A 14,262-nucleotide genomic window follows, 5' to 3' on the forward strand; every position below is an offset into this window, starting at 1 on the left:
GTTTTTCGGCCCGTGAATCACGCAACCAAACGGAAATCAATGGGTCCTGAGCCTAGTCCAATTGGCCCGTAAGTAAGAAATCTCTCTAATGCCGAAATCTGATCAACTGGCACGATAATCTCCTTTAAAAAAAGAAAAAGTTTATCACAGACTGAATTTATTTCCAAATTGTGGAGCAAGCTTAAATTTAGGACTCAATAAATTCCACCAATTACGTATATGGGAGCACCAAGGGTAGGGTAGGTTTCCAAACCATTGCTCCGAAGCGACCCAAACGCATGATGTGTTAAAACCCCATTCTGCACTACACAAAAAAATGGGCGGGTAACTCCCCGCCCTAACCTTTACCCCTTATCCCAATGGGCAATCACATCGTATCCGACCGGTGAGGGCGGGCCTTCCATGAATTCGGCGAAATGGCCCCACAGCTCGGCCACTTTGGGCGCGTTTGCGTTCGAGGTCTCTTCGCTTTCCACCACTGAGATCACATAGCCCGATCCGTCCTCGTTCATCACGTTGGTAAAGCAATGCATGCCGGGCATGCCCATGATCTCGGATTTCAATTCGTTCATTTTTGCCGTGGCGGCCTCGCGCGTGCCAGGCTTCATTTTGAATTGGGTAATACGTGCAAACATTACTTTCCTCCCTCACGTGACAGAACTGTCATGCGGCGCACCCAGAACGGCCACGCCGCGCGCATCCTAGCACAGGGGACTGGAATCTCAGATTGATACGTGGGATTTTCGGCCATTTTCAACCAAGCGCCTCACTGCGCGCAAGCATCTGACACTTCAGGGTTGCAACCTAGAGCCCCGCGGAACTTGCCTTGCCCTGTTCGGCGGCTATGTCCCCTCTCATGCGTGCAATCCTGACCTCTCTGATCTTTGCCACCCCAGCCTTGGCATGGGAGGCGACGGTGGGCGATATCTGCACGCTTTCGCATGACACAGGTGCCGCGACGATTTTCCTGACCTATGACCCGTCTGCGCCGCTCTACACGCTGACGGTCACTCGGAAAGATCAGGTCTGGGCCCAATCCCCGTGGTTTGCCATGCGGTTCGAAGGACGAAACCCCATCGAAATCGCCACCCCACGCCATGTCTTGTCCGACGGAGGGTCCGCGTTGACGGTGACAGATACCGGCTTTGGCAATGTGCTGGATGGGCTGGAGTACAATCAGGTCGCCTATGCGTTCACGCAAGACGGGATCGCAGAGTTTCCCCTGAACGATGCAGCGCCGCAGGTACGTATCTTTCGCACCTGTGCAGGCGCACAATTGTCCTGAATGCGTTGAGTAAATCCACTAAGGACGCACAAACTTGGCATTGCCGACCGCACGTTGTTGCGGCTCTGGGCGGCTTTCTGATTGCGCGGCCTGAGGTGCAGGCGTCTCGGTAAACCCACAGGCAACGCCGTCTCCGTCCGGGTCATTGCGCGTGTGGTACCCCGGCTGGCCTTCACGGAACGGCCCGATTCCCATGGCCTGCGTCGCGTCGCACCCCGCCAGCGCGATCAGGTGTATCACGGCCTCGTCCCTATTATACTCGGACACCCGTATGAAAACGCCCACCGCGATCAGTACAGTCGTAAGGGGCAGCAATAGTACCATAACCAGAATGCGCACCGGGGACAGTGCCTGTCGGCGCGCGGCCTCGGCCCGCTGGTGCCGACGGGTTGATCTTGGGTTGAGGTCAGGCGCGCCCTGCGTGGGTTTCTTGAACAGCATGACTGGGTCTTACGATGGATATGTGGCAAAGCCGAGGCAATCGGATCGAAAGGTTGGCGGGCCGCCGACTTACGCTCTAGTGTCACTGCGAAACCCTGACTGTGAGGTCTAGCCAAACCGTGACCAGTCCCTACCAAACCCCAGACGAAACGGTCCGCGCGCAGGCCAGAGAGCTTTTGGAGCAGGCGCGGTTTGCTGCGTTGGCGGTTTTGCACCCTCAGACGGGTTTGCCAACACTGTCCCGTATCGCGCTGGCTACGGATACGGATGGCCGCCCAGTCACGCTGATCTCGTCACTGGCCGAACATACTCAAGCCCTGAATGCCAATCCAAACTGCGCCCTTCTGGTCGGAGAGCCCGAAGAAAAGGGTGACCCGCTGACACACCCCCGCCTGACACTTCACGCGGTGGCGCTTTGGGTACACCGGGACATGCCAGAGTATGCTCCGCTGCGTGAGCGGTATCTAAGCCTGCGGCCCAAGGCAAAGCTGTATATCGATTTCGCCGATTTCAGTTTTGTCAGGTTCACCATCAAGGATGGTTTGCTGAACGGCGGTTTTGGCAAAGCCTATCGCCTAACAACGGTCGATTTCTGATGGTCAACGAACCACGTGGACAGCGCAACTTGCATGTCGCACGACGTGGGAAGCCGTCGAGCCCAGCAAAAGATCCTGCATCCCCGGACGGTGCGACGCCATGATGATCAGGTCGGGTTTATTGGCTTCGGCCCAGTCCAGAATGGTCCGACCAGAATGCCCTTCGATCACCAATCCGCGTGCATTCGGAACCTGCGACGCCAATTCATCCAGCTCGGCCTGAATCGCCTTTCGCGCTTCGGTCAGGTATTCGGGTGGCATGTAGGAAATCGCATAGTTCGGAATATGCTCAACCACATGCAACAACGTCACCTGGGCGTCTGGCGTGGCCAACAGCTGAGCCAGTTTCAAAGGCCCGGATGTGTCTCTTTCAGCGTCGAATGAGATCGGGACAAGAATGTTGTGATACATAGCGTGAGCCTCCGTTTTGCAGGCTCACTTTGAAACATATTGTTGTTGCAGGCTTTGATTCAGGTCAGGAATCTCAGAATGTCTCGGCCACGTCATACATGACCGGCTCAAAGCTTTTGCACAATTCGTTGATCTTGCGATTGCGGTCGCGCATCTCCGGCGTCCTCAACATGGCAAGGAAATCGTCACGACGCTCCCATTGCGAGTAATTGGCGATACGGGTTTGAGCATCGTTCACATGCAACCCTGCAGACACAAAGCCCGGCTGTTTTGAGATGAAATCGGCATAGGCTTCAGTGAGGGCTTCCAACAGATCCTGACAGGTGCCTGGCGTCATTTCAAAGGTTGTGATTACGGTTTGAACACTGGCGTTTTTGGCGATTTTCGGCATTGGGATTCTCCGTTTGTTTTCCTCAGACTAGCACACCCAACAAAAAGGTCGCCTATTTCCTGCCAGCGCAGTAAAGCAACGCCAGTTGTGCCTGGCATAGCACTAAGAATTGACCGCCCTATTCAGGGCGGCCACTGATGTCTTTATTTGTCCATCCGAATCAAAGCAGTGACTTCGCCCTTAACTTGCTCAGGCCATTTAAGGGTCAAATTAACACCAAGAGACCCCTGCTCGGGTAAAACGTGAGGTGCCGCAAAAACCTGGTTATTGAAAACCCCTGTAAGCCCACCGAGCACTGTAACACTATCGCAACTGCGCGCTTTGCCGTTGAACGGCAGTTCGCCATTTGACAAAACCGGCCAAAAACTTGCGGCCGAGTTTTGCTGACGCCGGACTCTCAGAGGATGCGCGGTCTTTTTTGTGACACCGTGATAGGTGTTGTTCTGGAACGTCACATTCGCGTGCTTGTTGTTGTTCAAATCCGCTAAAGACGTGTCGATCCTTTCCGCCCGATCTATTGAACCGCTTGTGGCCCTAAACTTGTTTCCAGTCACAGCCAAACCATTCAGGAAATGCCCGGCCCCATAGGGACGCACAATGAAAAAACTGAACCAGGACGGCGCTTGACTTGAATAAAAGATATTATCGGTGATGCTCATTGCGCTGAACGAGAATCCGCTGGTGAAAGCGGGTGAGGCATCCCGTTCGTTGGTCCATTCGATGAAACAATTGTCGACATAGTTTTCGGCAATAGTGGAACTGTTATACGTGCCGATCATGATCAACCCAGCCGTGCGAACGCCCTGCGGTATGCCATCGCCCTGGAAAAAATGGTTGCCCAAAACCATGTTGTTGTCGCCGCCCAGAACGGCAAAGTGCTTGAAACGCACTGCCTGGTTGTGACGCAGTTTTACGTCATTTGAATTGGTGTTCAGCCCAATCGAAGAACGATCCGTCACATCGAAGGATTCTTCCGCTGACAGGAACTGACAATTGTCGATCAACATCCCCTTGCACCCTGTCGCAATCGAGGTGATCCCCCGGTCTTTGGGGCGACTGACAAAACAATCCTTCAACTGAAATGTGCTGCCCGACGCCGCAAGACGGATGGCGCTGCACCTGCTGTTGCACTGGAATTCAATCTGCTCCATGCCGAACTTGCGCAACGTGTTAAATCCGCTGAAGTCCAGTAGGTATTTGAACGCGTGGAACGTGAAGGTTTGCGTACCCGACGCATCATAGATTGGTGCGTTCAGGATGATCTCACCAGCACCAACGTTTTTTGACCGCACGTAGATTTCGCGGCCAACACCACTGCCCTGCACCAAAGAGCCCACAGGAATATTCGCAACATTGGCGACATTGGTCAGTCGTGTTTTGTCCGTAGGATCATAGGTTGCCACCGATGTGAATGTCTCGGTATCCCAAGCGCTACTGCTTTTGACATCGAACTGACCGTTGCGGATCACGCGGCGTGTGGAAAACCCGCCTTGTTTGTTCGGAACCGTTGCAGCCATGTCAATCGGAGCTGTCACCGAAATTTTGCGACCGCCCAGATCCAGTGATTCATGATCGGTGTTATTCAGCAGCGCCTGAAACGCCTTTTTGAAAGCCAATTCTTCATCGCCAAAGGCCGCTATATAGCTTGGCAGATGGAAGTCTTTGGTCAGCAACAGCATCTTGTCATCTGGCATCGTGACTGTGCCTTCAAATTCCATCTCAGAGGCCATGCTGGTGTTTTCCCCAAGATGATAGGTACCTTGCGGCACATAGACTCGACGACCACCAGCTGCCTGATCTGCGGCCTCAAATGCGGTGGAATCGTCGGTTACACCGTCTCCCACAGCGCCGTAATCCCGAACGTCCACCAGGCTGATCATTTCACGAAGGAAAACACTGGTGACGTCGGTGATCTCAAGATCATCAACACGCACCAAAGCACCATTGGCCCCTTCGATGTCCAGACCGAAATGCCCGTAAAGCGCAGCAAGCTCCCAGGGCATATCAACGCCCGGACGCTGGCCGGTGCCCACAATGGCCGTGATCTCATGTACCGAGCCATAGCCCGATAGCTGCGTAGCCGGTCCTTGCTCGACAACGCCCGCAACGTGCGCGTCCCCCGCACCGCCTGCCCATGCTGCGACCCGTACAGACGGTAACGGGCCGCTAATTGCTTTCACTCGGGCTTTGACCTGCAAATAGCAGCCGGGCAATATCGGCGTCTGCCCCATAAAACGCAGCTGCTGCGTGGTGTTCACCTTCAGAATCTCAAGACATCCGCCAAAATCCGCATCTGATGGTACAAATACGCCGGTGCCGGACCCGCCGTAGGTAGGCGAACCGGGCGTCCCGTCCCCCGCAGACCAGACCGTCAGGCCATTCGCAAACTGAGGTGGCATGAACACGATGCCGTCGGTGATTGCCTTGTTCATAGAAAACCCTTTCTCAATCGCGCCGCGCCAATTTGGCGACGCGTCCAAACCTCGTGTTCAGGTCCGTCCCGAACGCGCCAGTTTGAATACCGAAAGGGGATTAATCACGGTTCATCGCACCGTGACGGTGGTGTTGCGTCAGACCGCAGGATCCGAGTTGCTCAAAAGCTGAACCCCGTTGATCTTCCAGCCACTCTCCAACGGAACCATCTGATAGTCCAGAATATGAACCAGCCCGTTTCCGTCGGTGATCATTACCTTCTGCCACAATGACCCGGCAATCTCGCGCAGTTCCAGAAAGCGTACATCAGCAGGCCGCCAAACCATTGGATACCCATTGCGTACCATCGCTCCGAAATTGTCCGGGTTTCCGAAGAGACGCTGGATATTGGGGCTGGCAAAGGTAAAGGCCGTGGCGAAATCATCCGCCTTGAAGGCCTGCATCTGGGCCGCGATATTGGCCTCGATCTCGGCGCTCTGGGCAAACGCACCTGAGGCCAGACCGGCACTCAAGGACAGGGCAAGTAGTAAACGACGCATGGGGCTACCTCCTGACGGAACGGTAGCCCCTTGCGGGATCAGGTCAAATCAGACCAGCTCTCCGGCCAGGGCCTTGTCGATCAGCGCAATCGTTTCCGGCACGCCATAGAGGGCAATGAAGCCACCAAAACGCGGGCCTTGCGAGGCACCCAACAGCACCTCGTAGAGTGCGGTGAACCAGCCACGCATCGGGTCGAACCGCTCGCGGCCGATCGAGTAGACCACCGACTGCAGCGCCTCATCCTCGGTGGGGCCATCATATGCTTCAAGCGCTGCCTTCAGTGCCTCCAGCGCCTCACGTTCCTGATCTGTAGGCGCGCGATGCTTGCGTGTCGGTTTGACGAAATCGTTGAAGTAGCGCACAGCAAATCCTGCGGCCTGATCCAAATCAGGATGGCTTTCCGCCGTCGCTTCTGGCGCATAGCGGCGAATAAAGCCCCACAGCGTCTCTTTGTCTTCCGCGCCAGACACCGATGCAAGATTCAGCAGCATCGCAAAGGGCACGATCAACGTCGATTCAGGAACGTCACCGCCGTGGATGTGCCAAACCGGGTTGTTCAACTGCGCCTTCAGATCCTGCCCCGGATAGGCCCGCAACTGCTGATGATACTCATCGTAAGCTTTCGGGATCACATCAAAATGCATCCGCTTGGCCGTTTTGGGCTTTTGGTACATGAAATACGCCAAGCTCTCGGTTGGCGCATAGGTCAGCCATTCGTCAATCGACACGCCGTTGCCGGACGACTTCGAGATTTTTTGACCGTTTTCATCCAGGAACAGCTCATAGCTGAAATGCTCGGGCGCACGACCACCCAGCGCACGGCAGATCGAGTCATAGATCTTTTCGTTCGTCGCATGCTCTTTGCCGTACATCTCAAAATCGACGCCCAACGCCGCCCAACGCGCGCCAAAGTCCGGCTTCCATTGCAGCTTCACATGGCCCCCAGTGACGGGAACGGTCCATTCCTTGCCGGTCTCATCGTCAAAGGTCACGGTGTATGTTTCTGCACAGACCTTTTTCATCGGTACATACATGACCCGCCCGCTTTCAGGGTGCAGCGGCAGGAAAATCGAATAGGTCTGCTGGCGCTCTTCACGCAAACTCTTGAGCATGATCGCCATGATCTCATCATAGCGTTCAACCGCACGCTTGAGAATTTCGTCAAACTGCCCGGACTCGTAGAACTCTTTGGCCGAGTAGAACTCGTACTCAAACCCAAATGTGTCCAGGAACCGCCGCAGCATCGCGTTGTTATGCGCACCAAAGCTGTCGTATTCGCCAAATGGATCCGGCACCGAGGTCAACGGGCGTTGTAAATGCTGCTCCAGAATCTCCGGGTTCGGCACATTGCTGGGCACCTTCCGCATCCCGTCCAAATCATCCGAGAAACAGATCAGCTTGGTCGGAATGTCAGAAAGCGCTTCGAACGCACGCTTTACCATTGTGGTCCGAGCAACCTCACCGAAGGTACCGATATGCGGCAGACCCGAAGGGCCATAGCCGGTTTCAAACAACACATACCCCTTTTCCGGAGCACTTTTCTGATAGCGTTTGAGCAACCGGCGCGCCTCTTCAAAAGGCCAGGCCTTGGACGACATCGCGGTTTCACGCAGTTCAGACATTTCAATGTGCTCCATAGGGAAAGGTGCTCTGGTTGCCCCATGCAACCGGACCGGCCCCTCCTATTGTGCCAGTGCAGCATGAGTCAATAAAGCAGTCGCCCGTTTCCTGCCATAACTGACCAGAAACCGGTGTTTCCCCATGCTCAAAGAGCTAAAGTCTCTTGCACTGCTCCGAATACTCGAACGCTTTCTTCAATAGGCCCGAGACGCAGGTTTCACAGCTAAGCCTTACTGAAGCCACAATGCTGGGACGATTGTGCTCTCCGAAACAAAAAAGACACGGGCCGCACGCTCTGGCTTGACCTGCATATTTCACGGGCTTCTCAGGCCATGTATGACTAAGGCAAGATCAGGAAGCTTACCGGACCAGAGGACAGAAGATGCGACGCGAAACCACCAATCTGATCCGCTTTGTGCTTGAGGACATCGTACCGCCAATCTTGCGCGACAGCGCCGCGTTTCACTGGCTCGCACGTCGGGTCTGGGGTGAACATATCACCCGGCTAGCGGCATTCCGCGAACGCGCGCCTTTTCTGACAGACGAAGAATACGAAACCCTGTATCGCGACCATCCGCGCGTTCATGACGGAACCGACAATTCCGAAGCCTGCATAGATCGGATTGCCAAAGACATCATCGGCGACAGCATCTGCGATGTCGGTTGCGGCACCGGCGTTCTTTTGCAGCGTATCCGTGCCCAGCGCCCAGACATAACCGCCATGACCGGCGTGGATTTTGTGGTCGACGACGCGGAAGCTCTGGACAACATCAGCTATGTCGCCGCACGGATCGAGGATCTGCCCTTTGAAGACAACAGCTTCGACACCGTTATCTGCACCCATGTGATCGAGCACCTGTTGGATTATCGCCAAGCGATTGCGGAACTGCGGCGGGTCGCGCGCAAGCGCGTCATCATTGTGGTCCCGCGTGAGAGGGAATACCGCTACAGCTTCAATCCGCACTTTAACTTCTTCCCCTACACCCACAGCTTTTTGCGCGCTGTACATCCCAGCCCGAGCGTACATGTCTGCGAAGATATCGGGCGCGACATCTATTACTGCGAAGACCGCCCTGTGGATCAAAGCAACGAAAAGCCCGTAAAGGATCAGGCGGCATGAGCGCCACCGCGCCAACGGTTCTGATCTGGACGGGCTTGCTGTTGACGCCTGTCATGATCTCCGCCGGTCAGGTGTTGTTCAAGCTTGCAGGCGGGCGGATCGACGGGCGCGACGCCACAGGCTTAGTGGGCGTAGTACACACCCTTTTTGACCCTTTTTTGCTTGTCGCACTTGCGATCTACGGGTCCGCGACGATCCTTTGGATTTACGTCCTCAGACATGTGCCTTTGTCGCAAGCTTATCCGTTCATGGCGCTTAGCTTTGTGCTGGTTCCCCTCGCCTCGTGGCTGTTCTTTGGCGAAACGCTGGGGCTGCGCTATTGGATCGGGGCCGGGCTTTTACTGAGCGGAATGGCGGTGATGAATACCTGACCGGTTTAACCTGCCACACAAACGCGGCAAACAAGATGTTGAACCTGCCCTGCCCCCCTTCTATCCTGCGCCTTTGAAGAACCCCAAGCAGGATGCACCGAATGACCGAGCAAGTTCCCCACCCGATGTCCCCACAGGATTGCCTTGTGGCGATCATGGTTGCGATTTCGGCATCTGACGAAACGATCCGAACCGCTGAACTGGTCAAGATAGAAGTTGCGGTGAACATGCTGCCGGTCTTCGCCGGGTATGACATCGACCGGATGCGCCATGTGTCACAGATCGTTTTTGATCTGTTCGAACAAGAAGACGGCTTGGATGCTCTGTTTGGGCTGATCCGCGACAACCTTCCTGAACGGCTGAACGAAACAGCTTATGCGCTGGCCTGCGATGTTGCCGCCGCAGACGGATCGCTGGCCGAGACCGAGCTGCGTTTGCTGGAAGAAATCCGGTATGAGCTCAGCATCGATCGCTTGCACGCTGCCGCAATCGAACGCGGTGCCCGCGCGCGTCACGCCGTCTGACAACAGGCGTCGTCGGGTTTCACAGCTTAACTGCCATATAGCGAGCCCCACCGTTCAAGCAGTGCGCGTTGCAGCTTTCGCGACCTTCGGTTCCAGCTGCGCGCGCCATCCGGACGTTCACGCTGAGCACGCGGTATTTTCGCGCGTTTCGCCACGTCTGCCGTGAAGATAGCAAAGGCCAGGTCGACCCCGTCTGCTGTTGTCAGGAAACCGCCCAGCCCGGAAACAAAGTTCAGTGTCCCGGTCTTGGCGTCAACCTTAACTGGGTGGTTCTTGACGACTCGACCATTCCGATCGGTCAAGGCAAAAGGTTTCATCAACGGGCGCAATATCCCCGACTTCTGTGCGACCACCAAGGCCGAAACCAGATCTGCGGGTACAATGCGCGAAGCATCACCAAGACCGGAATGATCGACCATGGCGATACCGTTCACACCAAAGCTCTCCAAAGCCCATCGGTTCATCTCGGCCGCCGACTCTGCCAAGTTCCTGGGATAAACACCCCGTGCCTTTGTCGCCGCCAGTCCGACCATCTCAGCCGTCAGATTGGTCGAGTATTTCAGCATCCCACGCAGAATACTCTCCAGCGGATCACTGCGATGCACCACAAGATCCAAGCTCTGCGGGCGCTCTCGTGTCACCTGCACCCGTCCCAGCACGATCCCGTTTGACCGCGCCAGGGTTCGGAACACATCCCCTGCATAAAGCGCGGGTTTACGTACTGGCAACCAGCGGGCTCCGCCATTCCCCAACGCACCTTTGGCCACGGTCCAGCGATCCTGGCGCGCGCTTGGTTGATAGGTATAGATCGGCAGGCTTCGGCTCTCGACGCGCATCGAGGCTACATCCACCGCAGGCACATAGCGCGCGCTGCGCGCGTCCATGCTTACGTCATATCCTTTGCCCGCGCGCTTCCACTCAAAGTGCACCCGGTTGAAATTCAACGAAATCCCGCTGATGGCAGGACTGTACCCCACATGATCGGGCTGTCCAGGGTCGATGCTGAAAACAAATGGCAGTGCCCCGTCGTAGACCTTGAACGCACCACGCACCTCGGTAATCCCAGCCTCTCGCAGGTTGGCCGCCATCGAGGCTAGTGCATCAGTATCCAACAGTGGATCCCCACCGCCCGCCAGGATTAAATCGCCATGCAGGATGCCGTTTTCGATCGGTCCATCCGCCACCAGACGGGTTTCAAATCGGTGATCCGTGCCCAAAACGTCCAGGGCATAAAGCGCGGTCAACGCCTTGCCAACGCTGGCGGGGGGCAAGGCGGCCCCTTCTCCAAACACCTCCAGCTGCGCTCCGGTCGCTACATCCGCAACCGCAAACACAACCTCGCCTTTTAACCCGGCCGCAGCCACCAGGCGTTCGGCCCCGCTTAGCGGCACACCGCGGATCTGCGGCCTGAGAGAAACTAGCGGGGCCTGTGCAAGACCTGCTGCCGGGATTAGAGATGCCCCTAATCCCCCCAGAAACACACGACGTGAAAAACGATCAGCCATAGCTGAATTAAAATCCCACAGAATAAAATCGCACAACCTCTCGCTGAGATTATGCGCCCATAGGGGCTATTCCGGCAACACTTGTGCGCGCCACTCTCCGCGCGTTCGGATTTCGGTCGAGCTGACATCAACCATTGGCACGTTCACGAAACACCAGGCCGGGGCTTGCGCCTGACCCAAAAGATGTCGCGCCTGCCCATCGATGCGATACTTTGCATAGACCCGAGCCGCAGGTGACATCCGCGCCGAAATCCGATCCCCCGGCCGCGCGACGACGCCGACTGGCACGCTATCCATGATCAGCCGCCAATCTTTCCAACGATGAAACTGCGCCAGGTTATCCGCCCCCATCAGCCAGACAAACCGAACCTGCGGGTACAGCCGCCGAAGTGCTGCCAGAGTATCCGCTGTCGCCCGCGTGCCCGTCATCGCCTCGATATCCGTCACGTCGACCTTCGGGTGCTGCATCACGGCTTTCGCGGCTTGCAACCGCCGCGCCATCGGGGCTGGTCCATGCTCCTTCAACGGATTGCCCGGCGAGACCAGCCACCACACCCGATCCAGCCCAAACGCCTTCATCGCCTCGCGCGTGACGTGCACATGGCCTTTGTGCGGAGGATCAAAAGACCCGCCGAACAGCCCGATCACCTGCCCGGGTCGCGCATATGGAATATGATAACGCTCCATCCCCTGCTGATGTTCAGAACTCAAGGGGGTTGTCAATCAACAGGTTGCACCGCATCACCCAGCTTGACACGCCCCGGGCGGAGGACTTCGGCACACCAACCCCCATGCCCGCGCACGGCAGAGTAACCGCCCTGGCCCAGAGCCTCTTCCATCCGACTGCACGGCGCGCAGATCACGGTAAAGCGCAGGATGGCCTCGCCCACCTGCACCTCACGCCCCTTGAGGGCCGCCAGATTGATCCCCGACACCACCAGATTACGCCGCAGGATTTCCGGTGCCACGGGCCTTTGCCCCAGATAAGTGCCAATCGCCGCCAGATGTTCGTGCTGGATCAGAGTCACCGCCCGCGTGCCAGCGCGGCCACGGTCGCCGTCGAGCCCGCCAATGGAGATCACGGCCTCATTCACCTTGACCATTTCCACCCGCCGCTCGGGTCGTAGCCCGATCCATTCGACACGTCCCGGCTGCGCCCAACCGGCAATCAGCTTTGCCAATTCAGACAATTTATACCCCTTGTTTGATCAAGCCTTTTTAGGTGAAGCCGGCACTAAGCGAAATTCACAAAACCACCAGCTTGCCCCGCACGCCGCGCTCAGATATCCAGCGTTCCAACTCAATTTCCCCGACCCAGAGGACGCGACATGGCCGCCTATCAATATGTCTACCACATGCAGGGTGTCTCCAAGACCTATCCCGGTGGCAAGAAGTGCTTTGAAAACATCCACCTGAGCTTTCTGCCCGGTGTGAAAATCGGTGTCGTCGGCGTCAACGGCGCGGGTAAATCGACGCTGATGAAAATCATGGCCGGCCTCGATACCGATTTCACTGGTGAGGCGTGGGCGGCTGAGGGTGCCAAGGTCGGCTATCTGCCGCAGGAACCGCAGTTGGATGAATCGCTGACCGTCCGCGAAAACGTCATGCTGGGCGTGGCCGCGAAAAAGGCCAAGGTCGACCGCTTCAACGAAATCGCCATGGAGATCGCCGAGAATTACTCGGACGAGCTGATGGAGGAGATGACCACCCTGCAGGACGCGATCGACGCGGAAAACCTGTGGGATCTCGACAGCCAGATCGACGTCTCGATGGAGGCACTGCGCTGCCCGCCGGACGATGCCAACATCGCTAACCTCTCGGGTGGTGAGAAACGCCGCGTGGCGCTCTGCAAGCTGCTGCTCGAAGCGCCCGACATGCTGCTGCTCGATGAACCGACCAACCACCTGGACGCCGAGACTATCGCCTGGCTGCAACAGCACCTGATCGACTACAAAGGCACCATCCTGATCGTCACCCACGACCGGTACTTTCTGGATGACATCACCGGCTGGATTCTGGAACTCGACCGCGGCCGCGGCATTCCGTATGAGGGCAACTATTCCGCATGGCTGGAGCAAAAGGCCAAACGGCTGGAGCAGGAAGCGCGCGAGGACAAGTCCAAGCAGAAGACCCTGCAGCGCGAACTGGAATGGATGCGTCAGGGTCAGAAGGCCCGTCAGGCCAAATCCAAGGCCCGGATCAATGCTTATAACGAACTGGCCGAGCAGTCCGAACGCGAAAAGCTGACCCGCGCTCAGATCGTCATCCCCAACGGCCAGCGCCTTGGCGGCAAGGTGATCGAGGTCGAGGGCCTTTCGAAACACATGGGCGACAAGCAACTGATCGAAGGGCTGGACTTCGCCCTGCCCCCCGGCGGCATTGTCGGCGTCATCGGCCCCAACGGCGCGGGTAAATCGACCCTGTTCAAGATGCTCACCGGTCAGGAACAGCCCGACAGCGGCACCATCACGCTGGGCGACACGGTCGAACTGTCTTATGTCGACCAATCGCGCGACGACCTGAAAGACAACGACACCGTGTGGGAAGCGATCACCGGCGGGGCCGAGATCATTCAGCTGGGCGATGCACAGGTCAATTCCCGCGCCTACTGCTCGTCCTTCAACTTCAAAGGCGGCGATCAGCAGAAAAAGGTCTCGCTGCTGTCAGGGGGTGAGCGCAACCGCGTCCACATGGCCCGCTTGTTGAAAGAGGGCGGCAACGTCCTGCTGCTCGACGAACCGACCAACGACCTGGACGTCGAAACCCTGCGCGCACTGGAAGACGCGCTGGTCGATTTCGCCGGCTGCGCCGTCGTTATCTCACACGACCGCTTTTTCCTCGACCGGATCTGCACGCATATTCTGGCCTTCGAAGGCGACGCGCATGTGGAGTGGTTCGAGGGCAACTTCGAGGACTACGAAGAGGACAAAAAGCGCCGTCTGGGACCGGATGCGCTCGAGCCCAAGCGGTTGAAGCATAAGAAGTTTGCAAGATAGACGTTTCTATAGGCGGCAATTTTGCCGCC

The 14,262-nt window shown here is 56.9% G+C and carries 16 protein-coding genes; 6 read left to right on the forward strand and 10 right to left on the reverse strand.

The genetic code is table 11. From position 1 onward, the window contains the following. Positions 1–344: 344 nt before the first annotated feature. Positions 345–635 (reverse strand): hypothetical protein, encoded by a 291-nt coding sequence (locus tag GOV89_RS14060; protein WP_171093500.1) that lies wholly within the window; start codon positions 633–635, stop codon positions 345–347. Positions 636–856: 221 nt separating this feature from the next. Here GOV89_RS14060 and GOV89_RS14065 point away from each other — a divergent pair, with 221 nt between their 5' ends. Beyond that, positions 857–1,285, forward strand: coding sequence for an excinuclease ABC subunit B (locus GOV89_RS14065; RefSeq protein ID WP_171620930.1), 429 nt, complete (start codon positions 857–859; stop codon positions 1,283–1,285). Positions 1,286–1,303: 18 nt separating this feature from the next. Here GOV89_RS14065 and GOV89_RS14070 read toward each other — a convergent pair whose 3' ends face one another. Further along, positions 1,304–1,726, reverse strand: coding sequence for an excalibur calcium-binding domain-containing protein (locus tag GOV89_RS14070; protein WP_171179312.1), 423 nt, complete (start codon positions 1,724–1,726; stop codon positions 1,304–1,306). Positions 1,727–1,845: 119 nt separating this feature from the next. On the opposite strand from GOV89_RS14070, the gene GOV89_RS14075 reads away from it, so the two are divergent. Then, a complete protein-coding gene (locus tag GOV89_RS14075) occupies positions 1,846–2,322 on the forward strand; it encodes a pyridoxamine 5'-phosphate oxidase family protein (protein ID WP_171179310.1) in 477 nt (158 codons plus the stop codon). A 3-nt stretch (positions 2,323–2,325) separates the two neighbouring features. Here GOV89_RS14075 and GOV89_RS14080 read toward each other — a convergent pair whose 3' ends face one another. The 5 genes from GOV89_RS14080 to GOV89_RS14100 all read right to left on the reverse strand — a co-directional run bounded on the left by GOV89_RS14080 (position 2,326) and on the right by GOV89_RS14100 (position 7,719). Next, positions 2,326–2,733, reverse strand: a complete 408-nt coding sequence (locus GOV89_RS14080; protein ID WP_171179308.1) for a universal stress protein — start codon at positions 2,731–2,733, stop codon at positions 2,326–2,328. A 73-nt stretch (positions 2,734–2,806) separates the two neighbouring features. Next, positions 2,807–3,124, reverse strand: a complete 318-nt coding sequence (locus GOV89_RS14085) for an antibiotic biosynthesis monooxygenase (protein WP_171179307.1) — start codon at positions 3,122–3,124, stop codon at positions 2,807–2,809. Between the two features lie 143 nt (positions 3,125–3,267). Next, positions 3,268–5,556 (reverse strand): glycosyl hydrolase family 28-related protein, encoded by a 2,289-nt coding sequence (locus GOV89_RS14090; RefSeq protein ID WP_171179305.1) that lies wholly within the window; start codon positions 5,554–5,556, stop codon positions 3,268–3,270. Positions 5,557–5,694: 138 nt separating this feature from the next. Further along, a complete protein-coding gene (locus GOV89_RS14095; RefSeq protein ID WP_171179302.1) occupies positions 5,695–6,096 on the reverse strand; it encodes a DUF4864 domain-containing protein in 402 nt (133 codons plus the stop codon). Between the two features lie 48 nt (positions 6,097–6,144). Beyond that, positions 6,145–7,719: a lysine--tRNA ligase gene (locus tag GOV89_RS14100; protein WP_171179450.1), complete on the reverse strand. Its 1,575-nt coding sequence runs from the start codon at positions 7,717–7,719 to the stop codon at positions 6,145–6,147. Between the two features lie 380 nt (positions 7,720–8,099). Here GOV89_RS14100 and GOV89_RS14105 point away from each other — a divergent pair, with 380 nt between their 5' ends. The 3 genes from GOV89_RS14105 (at position 8,100) to GOV89_RS14115 (ending at position 9,732) form a co-directional block, all read left to right on the forward strand. Beyond that, positions 8,100–8,837, forward strand: a complete 738-nt coding sequence (locus GOV89_RS14105; protein ID WP_171179300.1) for a class I SAM-dependent methyltransferase — start codon at positions 8,100–8,102, stop codon at positions 8,835–8,837. Further along, entirely contained in the window at positions 8,834–9,208 is a 375-nt protein-coding gene (locus tag GOV89_RS14110) for an EamA family transporter (RefSeq protein WP_171093518.1), read from the forward strand. The genes GOV89_RS14105 and GOV89_RS14110 overlap by 4 nt, the downstream gene beginning before the upstream one ends. 101 nt (positions 9,209–9,309) lie before the next feature. After that, positions 9,310–9,732, forward strand: a complete 423-nt coding sequence (locus GOV89_RS14115) for a tellurite resistance TerB family protein (RefSeq protein WP_171093520.1) — start codon at positions 9,310–9,312, stop codon at positions 9,730–9,732. Between the two features lie 26 nt (positions 9,733–9,758). Here GOV89_RS14115 and dacB read toward each other — a convergent pair whose 3' ends face one another. The 3 genes from dacB to GOV89_RS14130 form a co-directional block, all read right to left on the reverse strand. Continuing rightward, complete coding sequence (gene dacB, locus GOV89_RS14120) at positions 9,759–11,237, reverse strand: D-alanyl-D-alanine carboxypeptidase/D-alanyl-D-alanine-endopeptidase (protein WP_171179298.1); 1,479 nt, start codon at positions 11,235–11,237, stop codon at positions 9,759–9,761. Positions 11,238–11,303: 66 nt separating this feature from the next. Then, positions 11,304–11,924 carry a nicotinate-nucleotide adenylyltransferase gene (locus tag GOV89_RS14125; protein ID WP_171179448.1) on the reverse strand — a complete coding sequence of 207 codons (621 nt, stop codon included), beginning with the start codon at positions 11,922–11,924 and terminating at the stop codon, positions 11,304–11,306. Between the two features lie 32 nt (positions 11,925–11,956). Then, complete coding sequence (locus GOV89_RS14130; RefSeq protein ID WP_171179296.1) at positions 11,957–12,427, reverse strand: MOSC domain-containing protein; 471 nt, start codon at positions 12,425–12,427, stop codon at positions 11,957–11,959. A gap of 138 nt (positions 12,428–12,565) precedes the next feature. On the opposite strand from GOV89_RS14130, the gene ettA reads away from it, so the two are divergent. After that, positions 12,566–14,233, forward strand: a complete 1,668-nt coding sequence (gene ettA, locus GOV89_RS14135) for an energy-dependent translational throttle protein EttA (protein WP_010442471.1) — start codon at positions 12,566–12,568, stop codon at positions 14,231–14,233. Positions 14,234–14,262: the final 29 nt, after the last annotated feature.

Origin of the sequence: Ruegeria sp. HKCCA5763 (genome assembly GCF_013034545.1) — a bacterium.
Classification (GTDB): domain Bacteria; phylum Pseudomonadota; class Alphaproteobacteria; order Rhodobacterales; family Rhodobacteraceae; genus Ruegeria.